Origin of the sequence: Yeosuana marina, assembly GCF_011762485.1 — a bacterium.
Classification (GTDB): Bacteria; Bacteroidota; Bacteroidia; order Flavobacteriales; family Flavobacteriaceae; genus Yeosuana; species Yeosuana marina.
In genome coordinates this window covers 433,394-456,098 of record NZ_JAAKGI010000003.1, presented here as the reverse complement: position 1 = coordinate 456,098, position 22,705 = coordinate 433,394, and the positions used below count along the sequence as shown (strand labels likewise).

Sequence of the window (22,705 nt, the reverse complement as noted above, 5' to 3'; positions counted from 1 at the left end):
TTTAAGAATTATTTACTTGTTGATAGATTTTATTTTGATTACCTAAAATCTTGATAAACCCTTTAGCGTCATCAGGTGTCCAACCTTTACTTTCTTCACCATAACTTGCAAACTTAGAACTCATTAAATCATGTTTAGACACAATACCATCTAACGAGAAATGATACGGTTTTAAACTTACCGTAACATCGCCGCTCACTTTGTCTTGACTACTCTGTAAGAAGGCTTCCATATCTCGCATTACCGGATCTAAATACTGACCCTCGTGTAAATGCATGCCGTAGAAACTTGCTATATAGTCTTTATGTTGCAACTGCCATTTAGTAAGCGTATGCTTTTCTAATAAATGATGCGCTTTTATAATAATTAAAGCTGCTGCAGCTTCAAAACCTACACGTCCTTTGATACCAACAATCGTATCGCCTACATGAATATCTCTGCCAATTGCATACGCTGATGCTAAATTATTTAACACCTCAATATTCATTTCAGGATCATTTTTAACACCGTTTACGGCCACCAACTCACCTTTTTCAAAAGTTAGTTTAACTTTCTCTTCTTCTGTATGCTTTAATTGAGATGGATACGCTTCACTAGGTAATGGTTTTTCAGACGTTAATGTTTCTTGTCCGCCAACACTCGTTCCCCAAAGTCCTTTATTGATAGAATATTTAGCTTTCTCCCAAGACATATCAATTCCATTAGCCTTTAAATAATCTATTTCCTGTTGTCTGGTTAACTTTTCATCTCGAATAGGTGTGATGATTTGAATTTCTGGAGCAAGCGTTTGGAAAATCATATCAAAACGTACTTGATCATTTCCTGCGCCTGTACTTCCGTGAGCTATGTAATCGGCTCCGATACTTTTAGCATATTCCACAATTTCAATAGCCTGAATAATACGTTCTGCACTTACAGATAATGGATAGGTGTTGTTTTTTAATACATTACCAAACACCAAAAACTTAATAACTTTTTGATAAAATGAAGGTACTGCATTAATATTTTTGTAGGTTGAAACACCCATTTTATATGCATTGGCCTCAATATTATCTATCTCTGTTTGAGTAAATCCTCCTGTGTTGACACTTACGGCGTGAACATCATAGTCTTTAGATAAACTTACAGCACAGTAAGATGTATCTAAACCGCCACTATAGGCTATTACTAATTTTTTTGTTGAACTCATTTTTTATCTTTTTTTAAAAACATGGTTTCTTTGATATGCTTTAATCGTTGAAACACTTTTGTTTGTATTGGTTTGTTTTTACTATTCTTTTTCGCTTTTGGATCATAAAGCATCCCTGTACACAAACACATTTTTCTATTGGTTCGTGTTAACACATCGTAATTTTTACAAGTTTGACAACCATCCCAAAACGTTGGGTCATCGGTTAATTCTGAAAATGGTACTGGCCGATATCCTAAATCGGTATTCATTTTCATAACCGCAAATCCCGTAGTAATACTAAATACTTTGGCATCAGGAAATTTATTTCTGGAATGCTGAAACACCTTGTGTTTTATTTTCTTTGCTAAGCCAGCATTTCTGTAATCTGGATGCACAATTAAACCTGAATTAGCCACAAATTTGCCATGTCCCCATTTTTCTATATAACAAAAACCAGCAAACTTATCACCGTCTAAAGCAATTACGGCATTACCATTTTCCATTTTAGTGGTAATATATTCTGGTGTGCGCCTTGCGATACCCGTCCCTCGTACAGCAGCAGACTCCGCAATAGTCTCACAAATAATTTCAGCATATTTGCTATGTGATTTATCAGCAATTACAATGTTCATGTATTGTATTGATTTTTTATTAAAAATTAATGTTTTTCGTTTAAAATGCAGAACCGGACTCACCTAGTTCTAAAAAAATAGAAGTCACCCTTACGGGCGGCGTGGAAAAATATGACACATAAAGTAGTGGTTTATTGACCGACTAATTATATTTTGAAATGCTATGAATGAGTATTTGTACACTATATGAAAATTAAAATTACGTTTTGGTTTTACTTCTAAATCAAATTAGAAACGGCGGCGATTGCGCGTGGGCAAACCTTGTGTAGAACAACGTATTTTATTTTTTAATGTTTTCATAATGTAAAACTATAATTTTATTTAATAGGTCCTGTAAAAACACCTAACTTTTTTTTAAAAATTATCAATACGTATTCAAAAGTAAAAATTTGTTATGAATAATGTATTTATATGGAAAACAAGCGAATAATATATAAAAAAAAGGAATTCAAATTGAATTCCTTTTCGCTATTAATCATCTCTAAAAAGCTGCTTAAAGTTTCCTAATCTTAATATTTTTAAAACTTACTTTATTGCCATGGTCTTGCAATCCGATGTGCCCTGTTCGATGCTTACCAAAACCTTCCCATCCTTTAAATTTTGAGTTTTCTACCAAACTATCCCATTCTTCGCCATGAACAGGAAATTTAACAATCTCTGTTCCGTTTAAAGTAACGCTTCCTTGATTGGTTTCATGATTCACTTTTAAAACACATACATTCCATTCGTTAGCAGGTTTGCAAACGTCATACATAGGTTGCACCATATCATACAAAGCGCCTGCTTGATGATATTTAGGATTGGCCAAAGCATCTGGGTGACGCTCGTTATCTAACACTTGAATTTCTGGACCAGTCTGATAAGCTTCACTATATTTTGGATCTTCAAAAACACCCCAAAAAATACCGCTATTACCTCCTTCTGATATTTTCCATTCCAGTGATAATTCAAAATTTGTAAAGGTGTCTTTAGTAATTATATTTTTACCACCTTTTTCACCAGGTGTAAAAACCATAACACCATCTTCAATGGTCCATTCTGGATACATAGACTCACTTAAATACCCTCTCCATTTATCAAATGATGTGCCGTCAAAAAGCGAAACCCATTCTGATTCCTTCTTTACTTCACTTTGGTCTGGTTCTACATCAGTTGATTCTTTTTTAACTTGTTTACATGATGTAATAGTAATTACAAGCATTGTAAGAAATAATATTTTTTTCATTGTTGCTTATTTATTATTGTATACCTAGTATTTTTCTTAATTGTTCTTTATTTGTTTCACCGCCGGCAAAATCATCAAAAGATTTTGTTGTTGCTTCAATTATATGATTTGATATAAACGCAACACCTTCTTTAGCACCTTGCTCTGGACTTTTAACAACACATTCCCATTCTAAAACAGCCCAAACATCGCAACCATATTCTGTTAATTTTGAAAATACCTTTTTAAAATCTACTTGTCCATCACCGGGTGAGCGATAGCGCCCTGCACGATCTTTCCAATCGTTATAACCACCAAAAGTTCCCTTTTTACCCGTTGGATTAAACTCTGAATCTTTTACATGAAACGCTTTAATGAATTGATGATAATGATCTATATATGAAATATAATCTAACTGCTGCAACACGAAATGTGACGGGTCATACAAAATATTAACGCGTTTATGATTTCCTGTAGCTGCTAAAAATCGTTCAAAAGTATCGCCATCATGAATGTCTTCAACGGGATGCACTTCGTAGCATACATCAACACCATTTTCATCAAATGTATTTAAAATTGGCAACCATCTATCGGCAAGTTCTTTAAATCCCATTTGAATCAAACCTTTAGGCTGCTGAGGCCACGGATGCATCATTGGCCATAATAAAGACCCTGAAAACGTTGCATGTGCTTTTAATTTTAATCGTTTACTCGCTACCGCTGCGTTTTTCATTTCTTGAACTGCCCAAGCCGTTCTTTCCTTTGGTTTTCCTTTTAATTGATTAGGAACAAATACATCAAACATAATATCATGTGCTGGATGAACAGCCACTAACTGCCCCTGAATATGTGTAGAAAGCTCTGTTAATTCTAAACCATAAGAATTAATTTTTCCAAGTAACTCATCACAATAAGTTTGACTTTCGGCCGCCTTTTTTAAATCTATTAAACGAGGATCTAAAGTTGGCATTTGTATGCCTTTATAACCTAAATCACTTGCCCATTTACATAAACCATCTAACGAATTAAATGGCGCTTTTTCATCCATAAATTGCGCTAAAAATACGGCAGGTCCTTTAATAGTTTTCATTAGCTTCCATTTTCAATAGTTACCCAAATATTTCCTTTTTGGTGAGATTCTACTGCTTTTTCAATAAAACTCATCCCTCGAAGACCATCGATCATGGTTGGAAATTCTCCGTGATTATAAGACTCTTTATTAATGGCCTTTGCTACACCTTTATAAATATTTCCCATAGAATCAAAAATACCTTCTGGATGCCCAGGTGGTAATTTTGTGCCATCGAGAGACAATTCAGAATTATAAGAATGTCCTGGTTTTAAAACACGTAGTGGTTTACCATCTTTCATGAGATATAAATAATTTGGGTTTTCTTGTTCCCATTTTAATCCTGCTTTATCACCGTATACTTTTACGATAAAATTATTCTCTTCTCCTGTAGCAATCTGACTGGTACAGATAACTCCTTTTACATTGTTACTGCATCGCAACAGTACAGTTCCATCTATATCCATTTTATTATCTTCATATAAATAATTTAAATCTGCCAAAATAGATTCAACTTTTAAACCAGAAACATACTCGAGCATGTCGAAAGCATGTGTACCAATATCGCCAATACAACAACTAATCCCTGATTTTTCAGGATTTAAGCGCCATGTTGATGAACGCTTCTCTTTATCGTGAATAATGGGATTAATCCAACCTTGATAATATTGGGCATCCACTTTTTGAATAGCTCCTAATTCACCGTTCAAAATCATTTCTCGCATTTGCCTTATCATTGGATAGCCCGTATAGGTATAGGTTACCGCAAAAACTGTTTTAGCCTTTTTAAGAGTTTCATTTAGAACTTTAGCTTCTTCATAAGTTGTTGTCATTGGTTTTTCACAAATAACATTGAAACCGTTTTCTAATAACTTCTTAGCCATTGGAAAATGAAGAAAATTAGGCGTTAAAATAGATACAACCTGCATTCTTTCCTCTTTTGGAAGCTTTAATTCCTCATGTACCAGTGTATCAAAATCTTGATAAATTCGGTTTGTTGGCAATCCTATTCTTTCAGCAAACCCAATATTTTCGTCCCAATCAGGATTAAAAACACCACCAACAATTTGATATTTATCATACATCGCGGAAGCAATTCTATGAAGCACCCCTATAAGAGAATCTCCACCACCACCTAAAATCCCTAATCTTATTTTTGAACTCATTGAATATTATTTAAGCTTTATATTCTACTTTTTCGTTTTTAAATAAAATCGCAAAAAATACAAAAACACCAATTGCAAAAAGTGCTGGAAATAGCCATACGTCTTGCCAACTATGAGCGCCGTCTACAATAACATTTTTATCTACAATTTTACCAGCAACCCAAAACCCAACTAACATACCAACGCCGTAAGTCGCCAAGGTTATTAAGCCTTGAGCAGCACTTTTAACCTTATCACCAGCCTTAGAATCTGTATATATTTGACCAGATACAAAGAAAAAATCATAACAAATTCCATGCAGAGCTATACCCATAACAAGCATAAAAAACAAATCTCCCGCATCGCCAAAAGCAAAAAGTAGATATCGTATAGCCCAAGCTAACATCCCAAAAAGAATTGTTTTTTTAAACCCGTACTTTTTAAAGAAAAAAGGTAAAAGTAACATAAATCCAACTTCAGACATTTGTCCAATAGAAGCCCACGCCGTTGAATTTTCTACTTGATATTCAGTTAAAAATGGACTAATATTTTGATAATAAAAGGCTAAAGGAATGCAGATTAAAACAGAGGACAAAAAGAATACTAAAAAGTTTCTGTCCTTTAATAATTTGAGTGCATCTAACCCTAAGATATCTGAAATACTGGTTTTTTCTCCTTTGCCTTGTGGCGGTGTTTTAGGTAATAAAAAACTAAAAATGCCCAACATAGCTGAGGCAATTGCCACCATAATAAATGTATTCGATAACATCCCGTTACCAATATTTTCAATGGAATCCCATTTAAAAACAAAGCTTATAATTAAACCCGCTAAAATCCAACCTATGGTTCCAAAAACTCTAACGACCGGAAATTGTTTTGCTGGATCATTCATTTGATTAAACGACACTGAATTTACTAAAGCTAATGTGGGCATATAAGCAATCATATAACCTAACACATATGGATAGAACAACGCAAATTCAGATGCTTGCGACATTTGGTACATTAAAACAGCTCCTATAAGATGTAAAATTCCCAAAATTCTTTCTGCATTAAAAAACTTATCTGCAATCAATCCAATAACAAAAGGCGCAATAATCGCTCCCCATGATTGGGTTGAAAATGCCATAGCTGTTTCTGCACCGGTAGCATTTAAATTATTTCCTAAAAAAGACCCAAGTGTTACAAACCATCCGCCCCAAATAAAAAATTCGAGAAACATCATAAATGACAACTGAAATTGAACTGATTTTTTCATTTATAAAAAGTTAAGTTTTTATAGAGTTATTTTAACGTAGCTACTGAATTTAACAAAAGCTCTTTGGTTGCTAAAAGCCCTTCTTTTTCTGATAATCTGGCTCCTTCATATTCCACACCTATAAAATTTTTATATCCAGAGTCTTTTACTAATTGTAATATTCTTGGATAATCCAAAGTTGTTTCATTCCCGTTTTCATCAAAATCATATGATTTTGCACTCACTGCTTTTGCTGCATCCAAAAGCATTTCTATACCCTGATACTTGTCTGGATACTCTTCCTCACATTCTCCCCATTGTGCTCCATCTTTTCTTTTAACACACCAATTTCCAAAATCAGGTAAGGTTCCACAATTAGGCATATTAACAGCATGTATAGCCTCCATTAATTTTGGCGCGTCTGATGATAACCATCCATGATTTTCACATAATACATCGATGTTTTTTGTTGCAGCATAAGTAGCTAATTTTCTTAATCCATCAACAACGGTTTCTTTCCAAAGCTCAGGATCATTGGTTCCAAATGTATTTACACGAATAGAATGACAGCCTAATTTTTGAGCAGCATCTACCCACTTTTTATGGTTTTCCACAGCTTCATTTCGTTTTGTTTCATCTGGATCAGCAAGATTTCCTTCACCATCAACCATAATAAGTACATTTTGCATTTTGTTTAATTCACTTAATGTTTTTAAAGAATCAATTACCACGTCAAATCCAAACTCCTGAACTTGTGAATTGTAAAGCTGACTTACATATTCTAAACCTTCAAAACCCAAGTCTTTAGACATTTTAGCAAATTCGAAAGGACTCACGCCATCATCATTAAACGTTCTATGCAACGACCATTGTGCTAAAGATAATTTAAAGAAAGGTTTAGATTCGGTTTTTGCATTCTCCACAGTTGTTTCTGCATTATCCTTTTTTTTAGTGTTTATACAACTAAAAAAAACAACTATCAAAACATAAAATACAACTTGATAAATTTTTCCTGAAGGAATAAAGGTTTTCATGATGTCCTTATTAATTAGTTTAGTTTTTGAAAAATATAAAAACCATTCTCGATTCTTGTTTACATTCATTCAGTGAAAGAATTTAAACAAAACCATAGTGCTTTACAAAACGACTTTTATTTTTTTATATCTGTACTCTAATGGTGTACACTTTTCTTGCTTTTTAAAAACGGTTGAAAAGTATTGACTTGTTGAAAAGCCGCAGACAAAAGCGACTTCTGAAACGGTAAGAAATTCATTTTCTGCTAAAATTTCTTTTGAAAGTTCAATACGCTTCATCATTAAATAACGCATGGGCGTAAGATTTGTTAACTGCTTACAATGATGCGTAAATCTTGTTAAACCTACGCCGGCAGATTTAGCCATTTTTTCAATGGTCCATGCTTCTGATAGGTTATTCTCCAGCTCGCTCAAAAACAATCTTACACTTCTAGAACTATCCGTAAGATGTTCATTGAGTTCAACATCATCCTTCTCAATTAATTCAAGCATCAACAATAATAAATAGTTAATTAGTAATCTGATTTTTGAAGAATTATTACCATCTATATCAGAATCAACAGCTTTGCCAATTCGCTGAAAACAATCGCGCACACGCTTATCCGCTTTCCAAAGAACCTTTTCATTTTGCCTTAAAATAGTCGTGAGTTTTTCCAAATCATTTGGAGCTAACATCACCCAATCTGGCCATATCCAGTTTTGATGTGGTCGTCTTACTTGTAAATCTAAAATCACCCAATAAAATTTTCCCATACCTATGGTAGGATTACCTACTTTATGAGCTTCCCAAGGCCGTGTTATAGTAAGATAGTTTGGCAACAATTCCATCTCTTTATTTTGTTGGGCATAAGGCATCGTTCCAGATTCTAAAAAATGTATTTCAATACCTTCATTACGATGCCAATCTAAACCCCAATCTTGTGGCTCGTTCGCATCCCAATACCCAATACTATTAAGTCCTAACGTATCGTCAGTTAAACGTTCGCCTGGATAAGTATATCTAGCCAGGGCTCTAAATTTTAACTTTTTCCTTTTTACAGCGTCTATCAATGGCAAACAGGTATCGGCTTGGTAAACAATACCATCAGCTTCAAAAGGTGTTATTTTTTGTACATTAATCTTCACTGAAAAAATTTAAACAAATTACAAATGCAAAATACTTAATTTGTCGAGATATCTATAATTTTCCATACATTTAATTATCAATTTGATAAAAAATTCACATTTTAATGAGTAATACTAAAATTAAGATTTCAGAGGAACGTTTTGACGCTATTGTTGTAGGAACAGGTATTTCTGGAGGATGGGCTGCCAAAGAACTTTGTGAAAACGGTTTAAAAACTTTAGTTCTTGAACGTGGCAGAATGGTAAAGCATATTGAAGATTATCCTACTGCACATCTAGATCCTTGGGATTTACCTAATGGCGATCAACCTACCCAAGAAACCATTGCACGCATGCCAAAGCAGCACAGAACAGGTTTTGTTACAAAAGAATCACGTAAACACTTTTTTGTAGATGACCTAAAGCATCCTTACAATGAAGACAGACGCTTTGACTGGATAAGAGGATATCATGTAGGGGGACGATCTTTAACATGGGGAAGACAAAGTTACAGATTAAGTGATATTGATTTTGAAGCCAATAAAAAAGACGGTATTGCAGTAGATTGGCCAGTAAGATATAAAGACATTGAACCCTGGTATGATAAGGTAGAAGAGTTTATTGGTGTTAGCGGAGAAAATTTAGGTTTAAAACAACTACCAGATCAAAAACTGTTAAAACCAATGAATCTTAATTGTGTTGAAGAACATTTAAAAAACAAAATATCGGAATCATTTGATGATGACCGACTTTTAACTATTGGAAGAACCGCACATATTACTGAAGGAACTAAACCAGGACTTGGACGCAGTACTTGCCAGTACAGAAATAGATGCATGAGAGGATGCCCATTTGGTGCTTATTTTAGTAGCAATTCGTCTACGCTTCCAACAGCTGAAGCAACTGGCAATATGACTTTAAGACCAAATTCCGTTGTTCATGAAGTTATATATGACGATGCTACAAAAAAAGCGACTGGTGTTAAAGTTATTGATGCAGAGACCAAAGAAATTATAGTTTATCAAGCCAAAATTATTTTCTTATGTGCTTCGGCAATTGCCTCAGCTGCCATTTTACTACAATCAAAATCTGAACGCTTTCCAAATGGATTAGGAAATGATAGTGGAGAATTAGGTCATAATATCATGGACCATCATTTTAAAGTTGGAGCAAGTGCAAGAGCTGAAGGTTTTGAAGATAAATATGTGAAAGGAAGACGAGCAAATGGCGTTTACATTCCGCGGTTTAGAAATTTAGGAGGCAAAACAAATACGAAAGATTTTATTAGAGGCTACGGTTATCAAGGCGGAGCAACTAGATCAGGTATTTCAGAATTAGTTGCCGAATTAAAATATGGTCCAGAACTAAAAGAAGCCATTTTAAAACCTGGTGAATGGCGTATTGGCCTTACTGCTTTTGGAGAAACACTTCCTGACCATAGTAACCGTATGTACTTAGATTACGACAAGTTAGATGAATGGGGTTTACCGACGGTAACTTTTGATGCTGACTTTGGGGAGAACGAACTTGCTATGCGCAAAGACATGCGTGAGCAAGCTGTGAAAATGTTAGAAGCTGCTGGTTTCAAAGATGTTGAAGGTTATGATGATATAGAAGGCAGAGCTATGGGATTAGGTATTCATGAAATGGGAACTGCGAGAATGGGAAGAGACCCAAAAACATCTGTTTTAAATGAATTCAACCAAATTCATTCTTGTACAAATGTTTATGTCACTGATGGCTCATTTATGACATCAGCAGGCTGCCAAAATCCATCATTAACATACATGGCTTTTACAGCAAGAGCCGCAAACCATGCTGCTGAACAATTGAAAAATAATAACCTATAACACTATGAAAAGAAGAGAAGCCTTAAAAAATATTGGTTTTGCTACAAGTTTTTTCGTTGCAACGCCAACAGTATTGAGTTTGTTGCAAAGTTGCACTAGTGATGCTAAAACTTGGGTTCCAGAGTTTTTTAACCAAGAACAAGGTGTTGTTTTAACCAAGTTTGTAGATATTATTTTACCTAAAACGGAATTGCCATCGGCTACCGAATTAAATGTGCCACAGTTTATTGATAAATATGTAAATGAAGTTTTAGAAACAAAACAACAGGAACAGATTAAAAGTAGTTTTAATGTCATTATTGGAGAATTAAAAACTAATCCTGATGACACTATTGAAAAGTTATCAGAAAACAATTATAAATCTGTGCTTGATACATACATGTTGGTTAAAGGTGACATTGACGAGGAGAGAAAATCAAATCCCGAATCTGAAAGCATGACAAAATCAGAATTTTTAAATGGATTGAAAAGTATGTGTATCATGGCTTATCTTAATACGGAAGAAATTGGCGAACAGGTTTTAAAATACGACCCGATTCCTTCTCAATACTATTGTGGAAATCTACAGGAAATGACAGGAGGTTTATCGTACTCACCAAGCAGCTAATCAAATAATCCTATTAAATTTTGAAAAAACAAACCTCTAAACTATTATTAGTCGTTTTAATTTTTACACTTTCAATAGGTTGTAAAAATGAGCAAAAGGAGACTGAACATTGGATTAAACTTTTTAACGGTGAAAATTTAGATGGTTGGTTAGTAAAAATTAATGGATACGAATTAAACGATAATTATAATAACACGTTTAGAGTTGAAAATGGTACTATAAAAGTATCATATGACGAATACGAAAATTTCACAGATCAATTCGGACATTTGTTCTACAAAACACCATTTACCAATTACCGACTAAGATTAGAATATAGATTTATTGGAAAACAAGCACCCGGCGGACAATCTTGGGCGACAAAAAATAGTGGCATAATGATACATTCTCAATCGCCAGAAAGCATGTTAATTAAACAAAGTTTTCCGCTTTCTCTAGAGTTTCAACTTCTTGGTGGTGTCAATAAAAATGAGCAACGCCCATCAGGAAATTTATGTACACCCGCAACCAATGTGGTTATGGATGGAAAATTAATTACCGAACATTGTATTACAGCAAATTGTAAAACTTACTATGGTGAAGAATGGATAAAAGCCGAGGTTGTAGTTAATAACGATTCTTTTACCCATTATATTGACGGCAAACCCGTCATTTCATATTCAAATCCAACCATTGGCGGAGAGTTTTTAGATGCTACAGCAGAAGAAATACAAGCTAAAAACGGGCAATCATTAACCAGTGGTTATATTTCATTGCAAAGTGAAAGTCACCCCATTGAATTTAAAAATATAGAATTACTAAAATTATAGTTGCTAATATCGCTTAAACTCATGAAAAAAAAACATCCAACTAGTAGGCGCACATTTTTAAAAAAATCAGCATTATCTGCTGTAGGAATTTCAATTATTCCGAGGCATGTTTTAGGTAAAGGCTATATTCCTCCTAGCGATAAATTGAATATTGCTATTGTTGGTGGTGGTGGAAAAGGGTTCAGTGATGCTATTAATGTGTATAATAATGGCGCATCAAATATTGCTGCTATTTGCGATGTAGACTGGAACAGTGCTGCAAAAGCTTTTGAAAAATTCCCAACCGCACAAAAATTTAAAGACTATAGAAAACTTTTAGATAGTGTAAAAGATATAGATGCTATCACTGTTTCAACTCCTGACCACACGCATGCTGTTATTACATTAGCAGCCATGCAGTTAAACAAACATGTTTATGTGCAAAAACCTTTAACTCATAATATTTATGAAGCACGTGTACTAACCGAAGCAGCAAACAAATACCAAATAGTTTCACAAATGGGTAATCAAGGAGCTTCTGGAAATGGTGTGAAAACAATGGCAGAATGGTTTGATTCTGGAATGATTGGAACCGTAAACCAAGTACATGTTTGGACCAATCGTCCCGTTTGGCCGCAAGGTATTAAATCGCCTACCGATAAGCCGGCTCTTTTAGATGGTCTAGATTGGGACACGTGGATTGGTCCAGCAGAATATGTGGACTATCATCCACTATATCATCCTTTCAAGTGGCGTGGTTGGTGGAATTTTGGTACGGGAGCCTTAGGAGATATGGGTTGTCATTTAATGGATCCGCCTTATCGTGTTTTAGGACTTGGTTATCCATTAGAGGTTGAGAGTAGTGTAGGATCTATTTTCACTCAAGATTGGACACCTGATTATTATCCTGAATCCTGTCCACCTTCATCAAGGACACAATTAAAATTTGCTGAAAGTGAGAAAAATCCATCTGAAATAAAGTTAAATTGGACAGATGGTGGTTTACGTCCTTTTCATCCAGAATTAATTCCGGCAGACCATCCAATTGGTGACGAAAACAGTGCTAATGGTGTTATGATGATTGGTGAAAAAGGTATTATGACCTGTGGAACCTATGGTAGAAATGTAAAAGTTTATTTAAATACTGGTGAACTTATTACGCCTCAAAATAAAGATGAAGATGAAAGTGCTGTTTTATTACCTGAAAACGGTCATCATTCGCAATGGGTTGAAGCCTGCAAGGCAGGTTACGGAAGTAAAAAACATAAAGCTTTAACCTCTTCGTTTGATTTTGCAGGACCTTTAACAGAATCTATTTTAATGGGTAACTTGGCTATTAGAAGTTATAACTACCGAGAAAAAGTTGGAAATGATTTTGAATATCCTGGAAGAAAAAAATTACTTTGGGATGGGACTAATATGAAAATAACCAATTTCGAGCCTGCCAATCAATTCGTAAAACGAACTTACAGAGCAGGCTGGAAATTGGAATAATTTTCGAATAGTTATTTATTCTACAATAAATTTACCTCGCATCATCGCATAATGAGCTGGAAAGCTACATAAAAAGTCATAAGTACCTACTTCAGGAGCATCAAACTCAATTGCAGCTGTTTGTCCGCCACCAATCATATCTGTATGAGCAATAATATCTTGTGTATCTTCAGGAATGTATTTATTGTCTTTTTGAGTAGATGCTGCATTGGCAAACGCCACTAAATCTGTACCCTTTTTCAATAATACAAAATTATGCCCCATAACATTGACATCCATCTTTCCAACATGTCTTAAAGTTAATCGAACTTTTTGCCCAGCTTTCACTTTAATTTCGTTAGTGTTATACTTCATCATGTCGTTTGCAGTTAACACAACATTAGCAACATTGCTATCTGCCTTTTTTGTGTCTACTTTTTCTGTTGTAACAGATTTTTCATAACTAAACCCTTCCTTCTTTTTTTCTTCTTTACCACCACAATTGAGTAATAGTAGAGCTGAAAAAACGACTAATAATTGAATTTTAATAATTTTCATAACATGTAATTTTTTATTTACTTCAAAAATAAGAAATTGACGAGGGTTCTAATAATACCACTACTATAAAATTGTCACAAAATATAGTCCGTACTAATAAAATTAGACGTCTTTTTATCTAATAACTCCTCTAAAATAGCATTATTATATTCATTATCCTTTGAAGCGACAAACGTTCTTATAGAAAAAGATCTTAAAGCATCATGAACACTTAAGGTGCTAAATGCAGAATCTTTTCTTCCTGTAAATGGATACACATCTGGACCACGTTGACAAGAACTATTTAAATTAACACGACAAACTAAGTTAACCAATGTATCAATTAACGGCGCTAATGTATTTACATTTTTACCAAAAATACTTACTTGCTGACCGTAGTTAGATTCTGCCATATCATCTAAAGGTTCTTCAATATGTGTGAAAGGCAATACCGGAATTACAGGTCCAAATTGCTCTTCTTTAAACACGCGCATCTCTTTAGTTACAGGATATAAAACAGCAGGATAAATATAATTTTCAGTAATTACACCGCCTTTTTCATTTATAATTTTCGCACCCAATTCTTTGGCGTCATCAATTAATTCTTTAATGTAAGCTGGTTTTCCTTTTTCAGGAAGTGGTGTTAATTTTACTCCTGGCTCCCATGGGTTGCCAAACTTAAGCGCATCTACGCGTTGTGCAAATCGCTTGTTAAATTCATCGACAATATCTTTATGAACATACAGTACTTTTAAAGCGGTACAACGCTGACCATTAAATGATAAGGTTCCTGCAATGCATTCGTCAATCGCCAAATCTAAATCGGCATCCGGCAATACAATAGCTGGATTTTTAGCTTCCAAACCTAAAACTAAACGCAATCTGTTTTTCTTAGGATGAATGGTTTGCAATGCATTTGCAGACGTGCTATTTCCTATTAAAGCCAACACATCTACTTTACCTGTTTCCATAATTGGTGATGCTACTGCGCGTCCTCTTCCGAATATGATATTCACGACTCCCTTTGGAAAACTTTTTTGAAAAGCTTCCATTAACGGCGCAATAAGTAATACACCATGTTTGGCTGGTTTAAATATGGCTGTGTTCCCCATAATTAAAGCCGGAATAAGTAAACAAAACGTTTCGTTAAGCGGATAGTTGTAAGGCCCTAAACATAAAACAACGCCAAGTGGTCCCCGTCTTATATGTGCATAAATACCATCACTTTTGTTAAACTTGGCACTATCACGATCCATTTGTTTATAATCTTCAATCGTATCGTAGATATAATCAACCGTTCTATCAAATTCCTTTTGTGAATCTGGTAAATTTTTACCAATTTCCCACATTAACAATTTAACAACCTCCTCCCGCTTAGTTTTCATCATTTCAACAAAGGTTTCCATACACTTAATTCGGTCTGAAACTTTCATAGTTGGCCATAAACCTTGACCTCTATCATAGGCTGCCATAGCGGAATCCAAAACTTCCAAAGCTTCTTGTTTCCCTTGGTTTGGAATGCTCCCTAATAGGGTTGGTTTATAATCTTTTGTTGAAGAAATTGTTGAGTAAATATTTGAAGTTTCTCCCTGCCATTTTTTTAATTCGCCAGACACTAAATACGTATTTTGGTGTAAAAGAGAATCAATTTTATAGGCTTCTGGGATTTCTGTAAATGATGTATTCATAAATTAAATTATATATTTTAAAGTAAATGCTAATATACTCATATTTCTTTTCAGATATTTGCTATAGGAAGTTTAATATTGAAAAAATAACGTATTTTCAACGTATTAATTACTTGAAAACAAATTACTTACAACGAAAACGTTTTCGACTAATAATTTAAAAGAGTAAAAATAGAAATTAGATAATTATACCAAAAACTGAAATAAATCTGGTTTGTTATTTAGGTAATCACCATAAAAATTATGGTGTTTCATTCGCCTTATTAAAGGCTCTAAATCATCAGAAGATTTTAATACGATTCCAACAACGGCCGAACCATTTTCTCTATTTGTTTTTTTGGCATATTGAAAATAGGTAATATCGTCATTTTTGCCTAAAATTTCCACTACAAATTCTTTTAGTGCACCTGCTCTTTGCGGGAACTTGACAATGAAATAATGTTTTAAATTGGCATATAAAAGGGCTCGTTCTTTAATTTCAGGTGTTCTAATAATATCATTATTACTGCCACTAACCACACAAACGACATGCTTATTTTTAATTTCTTCTGCATATAAATCTAATGCAGATATACTTAAAGCCCCAGCTGGTTCAACTACAATAGCATCTTTGTTATAAAGCTCTAAAATGGTTTCACACACTTTTCCTTCTGGAACCGTAATCATAGCATGCAAATGCTTTTTACAAATATTAAATGTTAAATCACCAACACGTTTGACGGCTGCACCATCCACAAATTTTTCAATATGGTCTAGTTCAGTATTTTTATTGTTTTTTATGGAAACCGTCATAGAAGGTGCCCCTTCTGGCTCGACGCCAATAATTTTAGTTTTTGGGGATAATTGACTAAAAACAGCCGATAATCCTGCAGCTAGTCCTCCACCGCCAACAGGAATAAAAATATAATCAATGGGTGTATTAGATTGTTCTAATAATTCTAACCCAATGGTTGCCTGCCCTTCAATAACCTTTTCATCATTAAACGGATGAATAAACGTTTTCTTTAATTGCTCACATTCTTTCATAGCGGCGTGATAAGCATCATCAAACGTATCTCCATGAAGAACAATATCAATATAATCTTCGCCAAACATTTTTACCTGTTCCAATTTTTGATTGGGCGTAGGTGCAGGCATAAAAATAGAGCCCTTAATTTTTAATAATTTACAGGATAGCGCAACCCCTTGGGCATGATTTCCAGCGCTTGCACAAACAACACCATTGGCAGATTCCTCTTTTGTTAAGGAACTTATCTTATTATAAGCACCTCTAATTTTATAAGAACGAACTTGCTGAAGGTCTTCTCGTTTAAAATTAATATTGGAATTAAATAGCTTAGAAAGCCTAACATTAGGCATTAAAGGCGTGACTGCCGATACTTTTTTAATGGTATTTGCAGCTGCATTAATATTCTCTATACTTGGAAAATAAACTTCCTGCTCTTTACTCATTTAATTAAAATTTAAACATTTAACTGAAACATAATTGAATAAAATAAAACCTGTCTAGCAAAACGGCAAGACAGGTTTGTGCACAAATGTGCTATCTAGTTTAGTTAGTGGCTCTCTTTTAAACTATGGGCTTCATAGCCTTCATTGATGCTCTTAAAAATGATCCTATTTTTTCAACAGGATGCTCTCTTAATGCCTTATTTACTTGAATTAATTTAGCATTATCTACACCTTTACCGTTGTCTTTCGCGTATGCTTTACCAATAACATCAGTATCGATTTTCTTCATGAAATCTGCCAATAATGGCTTACATGCGTGATCGAATAAATAACAACCGTATTCTGCTGTATCAGAAATAACGCTATTCATTTCATACAACTTACGTCTTGCAATAGTATTTGCAATAAGTGGTGTTTCGTGTAATGATTCGTAATACGCCGATTCGTCGATAATTCCAGAATCTGTCATGGCTTCAAAAGCTAATTCAACACCAGCTCTTACCATGGCTACCATTAACACACCATTGTCATAATACTCTTGCTCTGAAATTTCCACATCGCCAGCAGGCGTTTTTTCAAAGGCTGTTTCAGCTGTAGCTGCTCTCCATGTTAAAAGTTTTTTATCATCATCAGCCCAATCTGCCATCATTCCGCTTGAAAAGTTTCCTTCCATAATATCATCCATATGCTTTTGAAATAAAGGACGCATGATGTCTTTTAATTCTTCAGATAATTCAAACGCTTTAATTTTTGCAGGATTAGAAAGTCTGTCCATCATATTGGTGATTCCACCATATTTTAAACCCTCAGTCACAGTTTCCCATCCATATTGAATTAATTTTGAAGCATATCCTGGCTCAATACCCTTTTCAATCATCTTATCAAAACAAAGAATAGAACCTGTTTGTAACAATCCACAAAGAATGGTTTGTTCTCCCATTAAATCAGATTTCACCTCGGCAACAAAAGACGATGCTAATACACCAGCTCTATCACCACCAGTAGCAGCTGCATAGGCTTTTGCTTGTGCCCAACCTTTTCCTTCTGGATCATTTTCTTCGTGAACCGCAATTAATGTAGGAACACCAAAACCTCTTTTATATTCTTCTCTTACTTCTGTACCAGGACATTTTGGCGCCACCATAATTACGGTAAGGTCTTTACGGATTTGAGTACCTTCTTCAACAATATTGAATCCATGAGAATACGATAAGGTTGCTCCTTGTTTCATTAAAGGCATTATCGCTTTAATTACACTTGTATGTTGTTTGTCTGGAGTTAAGTTTAATACTAAATCTGCCGTTGGAATTAACTCTTCATACGTTCCTACTTTAAAACCATTTTCTGTTGCATTTATAAAAGATTTACGCTTTTCTGCAATGGCTTCAGCACGTAAAGTATAAGAAATATCCAAACCGGAATCTCTCATATTTAACCCTTGGTTTAACCCTTGTGCACCACACCCTACAATAACAATCTTTTTTCCTTTTAAAGCTTTAACGCCATCTTCAAATTCTGAAGATTCCATAAATCTACACTTCGATAATTGACTTAATTTATCTCTTAATGATAGTGTATTAAAGTAATTTCCCATTTTTTGTTTTTATTGATTATTGAATGCTATAAGCATTTCTGTTATTTTCATTTCGTCTTTAGTGACCGCGATTCTTCCTGAACGCACAAACTGCATAATACCAAATACATTTAAATCTCTTCTAAGTGCTTCAATTTCGTGTCGCCTACCTGATTTCTCCAACACAAAAAACTCTTTGTTTACGGTTACTATACGCGTATCGCTCTCTTTTATAATGTTTTGAATTTGAGGCTCTTCAAATAATAAAGCGGACTTAATTTTGAACATACAAGACTCCGTATAAATAGTTTCATCATCTGTATGATAATAAGCTCGAATTGTTTCGACTTGTTTTTCTATTTGTTTCACGATTTTTATGGCTTGCACTTCTGTCATATTAACTACAATAACAAACCTGTTTACGCCTTCAATTTCAGACTGAGAGGTTGTTAAACTCTCAATATTCATATGCCTACGTTGAAAAATTGCTGAAATTCGATTTAATAAACCAATGTTATTTTCGGTATAAATCGATATGGTAAATGTTTTTATTTCTTCGTTCATTTTTATAAAAGATAAAAGAGAAAAGATGATAGAGAAAAGAAAGCACTGAATTTGCTAAACCCTATTTTTTAAATATCATCATCTTTATTCTCTGTTCTATTTTCTTTATTCTATTTTTAACTTAATCTGATATCTGAAACAGATGCTCCTGACGGAATCATTGGAAACACATTGTCTTCTTTTTCTACACAAACCTCCAAGAAGTACGCCTCTTTTGATGCAATCATTTCTTTTACAGCATTGGCTAAATCTTCACGTTTTTCAACACGTTTGGCAGCTATATGGTATCCTTTAGCAATGGCTACAAAATTTGGGTTCATCATCTCTGTTGATGCGTAGCGTTTATCAAAAAACAATTGTTGCCATTGACGCACCATTCCTAAAAACTCATTGTTTAAAACAACTATTTTAACAGGCACTTTTGTCTGGAAAATAGTTCCTAATTCTTGAATGGTCATTTGGTAACCGCCATCACCCGAAATAGAAATAACTTCTCTATCTGGTGCTGCCATTTTTGCTCCAATAGCAGCTGGAAGACCAAATCCCATGGTTCCTAAACCTCCTGATGTAATATTACTTTTGGTGATGTTAAAATCGGCATATCTACAAGCTATCATTTGGTGTTGACCAACATCTGAAACAATAGCCGCATTTCCTTTAGTTTGAATATTGATTTCTTTCAAAACCTCACCCATGGTTAAGCCTTCCTTTGTAGGGTGTAAATCATACTTTATAACTTTTTCAAATTCAATTGCATATAAATCTTTAAACTCTTGAAGCCACTCAGGATGTGATTTTGCATTTAACAAAGGTAAAAGACTTGCGAGACTAACTTTAGAATCTCCTAAAACGGCTACATCTGTTTTAACGTTTTTATCAACTTCAGATGGGTCAATTTCAAAATGAATAATCTTTGCTTGTTTTGCATAAGTCTTTAAATCGCCAGTAACACGATCATCAAAACGCATTCCTATGGCAATAAGTACGTCACATTCATTAGTTAATTTATTTGGCGCATAATTACCATGCATACCAACCATACCAATATTTAAAGGGTGTGAGGTTGGTAGAGCTGAAGCACCTAAAATAGTCCAAGCCGCAGGAATACCAGCTTTTTCAACAATTGCTTTTAATTCTGCTTCTGCTTTTCCTAGAATAACACCTTGACCCCAAACAATCATTGGTTTTTTTGCTTGATTGATTAGAGCAGCTGCTGCTTCTAACGATTCTTGACTTGTTTTTGGGACTGGATTATAACTACGTATTCCGATGCACTTTTTATATGAAAAATCAAATTCCTCAAATTGAGCATCTTTTGTAATATCAATTAAAACTGGACCTGGTCGGCCACTTTTAGCAATATAAAATGCCTTAGCAATCACTTCAGGAATCTCAGACGCTTTAGTTACTTGATGATTCCATTTAGTAACCGGTGTTGAAATGCCAACAATATCTGTTTCTTGAAACGCATCGCTACCCAATAAATGTGATGATACCTGACCAGTGATACAAACGATAGGTGTAGAGTCTATCTGAGCATCTGCAATACCGGTAATTAAATTAGTAGCACCAGGTCCTGATGTGGCCATAGCAACCCCTACTTTACCCGAAATTCTAGCATAACCTTGAGCTGCATGAGTGGCGCCTTGTTCATGTCTTGTTAAAACATGATGGATTTTATCCTTGTATTTATATAACTCATCATAAACAGGCATAATAGCACCTCCAGGATAGCCATAAAGAATTTCAACACCTTCTTCTAATAAGCATCTTATAATAGCTTCACTACCTGAGATACGTTCGGCTTTTGTAGCCATTTTTTCTGATTTTATCTTTGTATCTGTATTCATACATTTCACTTAAAATTCATCTGTAACGCATCCTTTTGATGCTGACGAAACGGTTTTTGCATATTTATATAAAACTCCCTTTTTATGTTTCAATTCTGGAGCAACCCACTCTGCTTTTCTTTCGGCGAGCTCCTCTTCAGAAATTAATACGTTTATAGAATTATCTTCTGCGCTAATTTTAATTTTATCACCCGTTTTTAATAACCCAATGGTTCCACCCGATTGTGCTTCTGGGGTAATATGTCCAACAACAAACCCATGTGTTCCTCCAGAGAAACGACCATCAGTTATTAAAGCGACAGATTTTCCTAAGCCAGCGCCCATAATTAACGATGTTGGCTTTAACATTTCTGGCATTCCAGGGCCTCCTTTTGGTCCCACATAACGAATAACAACTACATCGCCTTTTTCTACTTCACCATTTGAAATACCCGTATTTGCAGCCTGCTCTCCATCATAAACCACTGCTTTTCCTTCGAACAACAAACCTTCATTTCCTGATATTTTTGCAACAGCACCTTCTGTTGCCAAATTTCCGTATAGAATTTGTAGATTTCCTGAGGATTTTAAAGCCTTATCTTTTGGATAAATAACATCTTGATCATTTTCAAAAACTAGTGGCTCTACATCGGCTAAATTTTCTGCTAAGGTTTTTCCTGTTACGGTCATACAATCGCCGTGTAAATAGCCATTATCTAATAAATATTTCATCACAGCAGGTGTTCCCCCAATACCATGAACATCTTCCATTAAGTATTTTCCGCTAGGTTTTAAATCTGCTATTAAGGGTGTTCTATCGCTAACACGTTGAAAATCTTCTAATGTAAATTCAATATCTGCTGCATGCGCAATAGCCAAGAAATGCAACACAGCATTAGTAGAACCGCCTAAAGCATTTACAAGTGCAATTGCATTTTCAATTGATTTTTTAGAAATAATATCTAAAGGCTTTAAATCTAATTCCAGAAGATTTTTTATCGCTCTCGCTGTTCTTTCGCTTTCTGATAATTTATTCGGATTTTCTGCCGGAATTGAAGAATTATATGGCAATGCAAAGCCCATACACTCGATAGCCGAAGCCATTGTATTTGCCGTGTACATTCCGCCGCAGGCACCTGCACCTGGAATGGCACTTTTTATAATTTCTCTATATTCTTCTTCACCAATCTCACCTGCAACTTTTTGTCCTAACGCTTCAAAAGCCGAGACAATATTTAATTTTCTTCCTTTGTATTTACCCGATGCGATGGTTCCACCATACATCATAATCGACGGACGATTTAAACGCAACATAGCAATAACGGCTCCCGGCATATTTTTATCGCAACCTACAACCGAAACAAGAGCGTCATAACTTTGAGCATTCATAACCGTTTCAATAGAATCTGCTATAATATCTCTGGAAACTAATGAATAATTCATCCCTGAAGTTCCCATAGAAATGCCATCTGAAACTCCAATTGTATTGAAACCTAACCCAACTAAACCAGCAATATTACACTCTATTTTTACTTGATCTTTCAATCCATTTAAGTGCATATTACAAGGATTTCCGTCATAACCAGTGCTGGCGATACCCACTTGAGCCTTTTTCATATCCTCATCCGTTAATCCTACCGCATATAACATCGCTTGAGAAGCTGGCTGAGATTCGTCCTGCGTTAACCTTTTACTGTGTTTATTAAGTTCTTTCATTTACTTATTAGTCTTGTTTTTAAAATAAAGTT

19 protein-coding genes are annotated in these 22,705 nt (G+C 34.6%); 4 read left to right on the top strand and 15 right to left on the bottom strand.

Annotated features, from left to right (window positions below):
- Nucleotide 1: 1 nt before the first annotated feature.
- The 8 genes from G5V56_RS06555 to G5V56_RS06520 form a co-directional block, all read right to left on the bottom strand.
- Nucleotides 2-1,189: an argininosuccinate synthase gene (locus tag G5V56_RS06555; protein WP_166963068.1), complete on the bottom strand. Its 1,188-nt coding sequence runs from the start codon at nucleotides 1,187-1,189 to the stop codon at nucleotides 2-4.
- Nucleotides 1,186-1,803, bottom strand: a complete 618-nt coding sequence (locus tag G5V56_RS06550; RefSeq protein WP_166963066.1) for a GNAT family N-acetyltransferase — start codon at nucleotides 1,801-1,803, stop codon at nucleotides 1,186-1,188. Before G5V56_RS06550 ends, G5V56_RS06555 begins: the two co-directional genes overlap by 4 nt.
- Before the next feature lie 493 nt (nucleotides 1,804-2,296).
- The gene (locus G5V56_RS06545; RefSeq protein ID WP_166963063.1) at nucleotides 2,297-3,028 is read right to left on the bottom strand and encodes a 3-keto-disaccharide hydrolase; all 732 of its coding nucleotides are present in this window, start codon (nucleotides 3,026-3,028) and stop codon (nucleotides 2,297-2,299) included.
- Nucleotides 3,029-3,041: 13 nt separating this feature from the next.
- On the bottom strand, nucleotides 3,042-4,097 hold the full coding sequence (locus G5V56_RS06540; protein ID WP_166963061.1) for a sugar phosphate isomerase/epimerase family protein: 1,056 nt from the start codon (nucleotides 4,095-4,097) through the stop codon (nucleotides 3,042-3,044).
- Complete coding sequence (locus G5V56_RS06535) at nucleotides 4,097-5,242, bottom strand: Gfo/Idh/MocA family protein (RefSeq protein WP_166963058.1); 1,146 nt, start codon at nucleotides 5,240-5,242, stop codon at nucleotides 4,097-4,099. The genes G5V56_RS06540 and G5V56_RS06535 overlap by 1 nt, the downstream gene beginning before the upstream one ends.
- Nucleotides 5,243-5,252: 10 nt before the next feature.
- Complete coding sequence (locus G5V56_RS06530; protein WP_166963056.1) at nucleotides 5,253-6,479, bottom strand: nucleoside permease; 1,227 nt, start codon at nucleotides 6,477-6,479, stop codon at nucleotides 5,253-5,255.
- Nucleotides 6,480-6,505: 26 nt separating this feature from the next.
- On the bottom strand, nucleotides 6,506-7,492 hold the full coding sequence (locus G5V56_RS06525) for a sugar phosphate isomerase/epimerase family protein (RefSeq protein WP_166963327.1): 987 nt from the start codon (nucleotides 7,490-7,492) through the stop codon (nucleotides 6,506-6,508).
- A gap of 102 nt (nucleotides 7,493-7,594) precedes the next feature.
- Nucleotides 7,595-8,617, bottom strand: a complete 1,023-nt coding sequence (locus tag G5V56_RS06520; protein ID WP_166963054.1) for a helix-turn-helix domain-containing protein — start codon at nucleotides 8,615-8,617, stop codon at nucleotides 7,595-7,597.
- Between the two features lie 104 nt (nucleotides 8,618-8,721).
- Here G5V56_RS06520 and G5V56_RS06515 point away from each other — a divergent pair, with 104 nt between their 5' ends.
- Genes G5V56_RS06515 through G5V56_RS06500 form a run of 4 tightly spaced genes read left to right on the top strand, consistent with a single transcriptional unit; the run spans nucleotide 8,722 to nucleotide 13,335 of the window.
- Nucleotides 8,722-10,446 (top strand): GMC oxidoreductase, encoded by a 1,725-nt coding sequence (locus G5V56_RS06515; protein WP_166963052.1) that lies wholly within the window; start codon nucleotides 8,722-8,724, stop codon nucleotides 10,444-10,446.
- A gap of 4 nt (nucleotides 10,447-10,450) precedes the next feature.
- Nucleotides 10,451-11,053 carry a gluconate 2-dehydrogenase subunit 3 family protein gene (locus G5V56_RS06510; RefSeq protein ID WP_166963049.1) on the top strand — a complete coding sequence of 201 codons (603 nt, stop codon included), beginning with the start codon at nucleotides 10,451-10,453 and terminating at the stop codon, nucleotides 11,051-11,053.
- 20 nt (nucleotides 11,054-11,073) lie between these two features.
- Nucleotides 11,074-11,862, top strand: coding sequence for a 3-keto-disaccharide hydrolase (locus tag G5V56_RS06505; protein ID WP_240911236.1), 789 nt, complete (start codon nucleotides 11,074-11,076; stop codon nucleotides 11,860-11,862).
- A gap of 21 nt (nucleotides 11,863-11,883) precedes the next feature.
- Nucleotides 11,884-13,335: a Gfo/Idh/MocA family protein gene (locus G5V56_RS06500; RefSeq protein ID WP_166963047.1), complete on the top strand. Its 1,452-nt coding sequence runs from the start codon at nucleotides 11,884-11,886 to the stop codon at nucleotides 13,333-13,335.
- Between the two features lie 15 nt (nucleotides 13,336-13,350).
- On the opposite strand, the gene azu is transcribed toward G5V56_RS06500, so the two are convergent.
- From azu to ilvD, 7 genes are all read right to left on the bottom strand, one after another.
- The gene (gene azu / locus G5V56_RS06495) at nucleotides 13,351-13,872 is read right to left on the bottom strand and encodes an azurin (RefSeq protein ID WP_166963045.1); all 522 of its coding nucleotides are present in this window, start codon (nucleotides 13,870-13,872) and stop codon (nucleotides 13,351-13,353) included.
- Between the two features lie 74 nt (nucleotides 13,873-13,946).
- Nucleotides 13,947-15,539 carry an NADP-dependent glyceraldehyde-3-phosphate dehydrogenase gene (locus tag G5V56_RS06490; RefSeq protein WP_166963043.1) on the bottom strand — a complete coding sequence of 531 codons (1,593 nt, stop codon included), beginning with the start codon at nucleotides 15,537-15,539 and terminating at the stop codon, nucleotides 13,947-13,949.
- Nucleotides 15,540-15,725: 186 nt separating this feature from the next.
- Nucleotides 15,726-16,991 (bottom strand): threonine ammonia-lyase, encoded by a 1,266-nt coding sequence (ilvA, locus tag G5V56_RS06485; protein ID WP_166963041.1) that lies wholly within the window; start codon nucleotides 16,989-16,991, stop codon nucleotides 15,726-15,728.
- A 118-nt stretch (nucleotides 16,992-17,109) separates the two neighbouring features.
- Nucleotides 17,110-18,585 carry a ketol-acid reductoisomerase gene (gene ilvC / locus G5V56_RS06480; protein WP_166963039.1) on the bottom strand — a complete coding sequence of 492 codons (1,476 nt, stop codon included), beginning with the start codon at nucleotides 18,583-18,585 and terminating at the stop codon, nucleotides 17,110-17,112.
- A gap of 9 nt (nucleotides 18,586-18,594) precedes the next feature.
- Nucleotides 18,595-19,128, bottom strand: coding sequence for an acetolactate synthase small subunit (gene ilvN, locus G5V56_RS06475; protein WP_166963037.1), 534 nt, complete (start codon nucleotides 19,126-19,128; stop codon nucleotides 18,595-18,597).
- Between the two features lie 116 nt (nucleotides 19,129-19,244).
- The gene (gene ilvB / locus G5V56_RS06470; protein WP_166963035.1) at nucleotides 19,245-20,978 is read right to left on the bottom strand and encodes a biosynthetic-type acetolactate synthase large subunit; all 1,734 of its coding nucleotides are present in this window, start codon (nucleotides 20,976-20,978) and stop codon (nucleotides 19,245-19,247) included.
- Nucleotides 20,979-20,987: 9 nt separating this feature from the next.
- A complete protein-coding gene (gene ilvD / locus G5V56_RS06465; protein ID WP_166963033.1) occupies nucleotides 20,988-22,673 on the bottom strand; it encodes a dihydroxy-acid dehydratase in 1,686 nt (561 codons plus the stop codon).
- Nucleotides 22,674-22,705 lie beyond the last annotated feature (32 nt).

Excerpts from the sequence above, each read along its gene's own strand:
- G5V56_RS06525 (WP_166963327.1), bottom strand. The coding sequence starts at position 7,492 with ATGAAAACCTTTATTCCTTCAGGAAAAATTTATCAAGTTGTATTTTAT.
- ilvB (WP_166963035.1), bottom strand. The coding sequence starts at position 20,978 with ATGAATACAGATACAAAGATAAAATCAGAAAAAATGGCTACAAAAGCC.
- G5V56_RS06535 (WP_166963058.1), bottom strand. The coding sequence starts at position 5,242 with ATGAGTTCAAAAATAAGATTAGGGATTTTAGGTGGTGGTGGAGATTCT.
- ilvN (WP_166963037.1), bottom strand. The coding sequence starts at position 19,128 with ATGAACGAAGAAATAAAAACATTTACCATATCGATTTATACCGAAAAT.
- G5V56_RS06530 (WP_166963056.1), bottom strand. The coding sequence starts at position 6,479 with ATGAAAAAATCAGTTCAATTTCAGTTGTCATTTATGATGTTTCTCGAA.
- ilvA (WP_166963041.1), bottom strand. The coding sequence starts at position 16,991 with ATGAGTAAAGAGCAGGAAGTTTATTTTCCAAGTATAGAGAATATTAAT.
- G5V56_RS06510 (WP_166963049.1), top strand. The coding sequence starts at position 10,451 with ATGAAAAGAAGAGAAGCCTTAAAAAATATTGGTTTTGCTACAAGTTTT.
- ilvC (WP_166963039.1), bottom strand. The coding sequence starts at position 18,585 with ATGGGAAATTACTTTAATACACTATCATTAAGAGATAAATTAAGTCAA.
- G5V56_RS06550 (WP_166963066.1), bottom strand. The coding sequence starts at position 1,803 with ATGAACATTGTAATTGCTGATAAATCACATAGCAAATATGCTGAAATT.
- G5V56_RS06545 (WP_166963063.1), bottom strand. The coding sequence starts at position 3,028 with ATGAAAAAAATATTATTTCTTACAATGCTTGTAATTACTATTACATCA.
- azu (WP_166963045.1), bottom strand. The coding sequence starts at position 13,872 with ATGAAAATTATTAAAATTCAATTATTAGTCGTTTTTTCAGCTCTACTA.
- G5V56_RS06555 (WP_166963068.1), bottom strand. The coding sequence starts at position 1,189 with ATGAGTTCAACAAAAAAATTAGTAATAGCCTATAGTGGCGGTTTAGAT.
- ilvD (WP_166963033.1), bottom strand. The coding sequence starts at position 22,673 with ATGAAAGAACTTAATAAACACAGTAAAAGGTTAACGCAGGACGAATCT.
- G5V56_RS06540 (WP_166963061.1), bottom strand. The coding sequence starts at position 4,097 with ATGAAAACTATTAAAGGACCTGCCGTATTTTTAGCGCAATTTATGGAT.
- G5V56_RS06500 (WP_166963047.1), top strand. The coding sequence starts at position 11,884 with ATGAAAAAAAAACATCCAACTAGTAGGCGCACATTTTTAAAAAAATCA.
- G5V56_RS06515 (WP_166963052.1), top strand. The coding sequence starts at position 8,722 with ATGAGTAATACTAAAATTAAGATTTCAGAGGAACGTTTTGACGCTATT.
- G5V56_RS06490 (WP_166963043.1), bottom strand. The coding sequence starts at position 15,539 with ATGAATACATCATTTACAGAAATCCCAGAAGCCTATAAAATTGATTCT.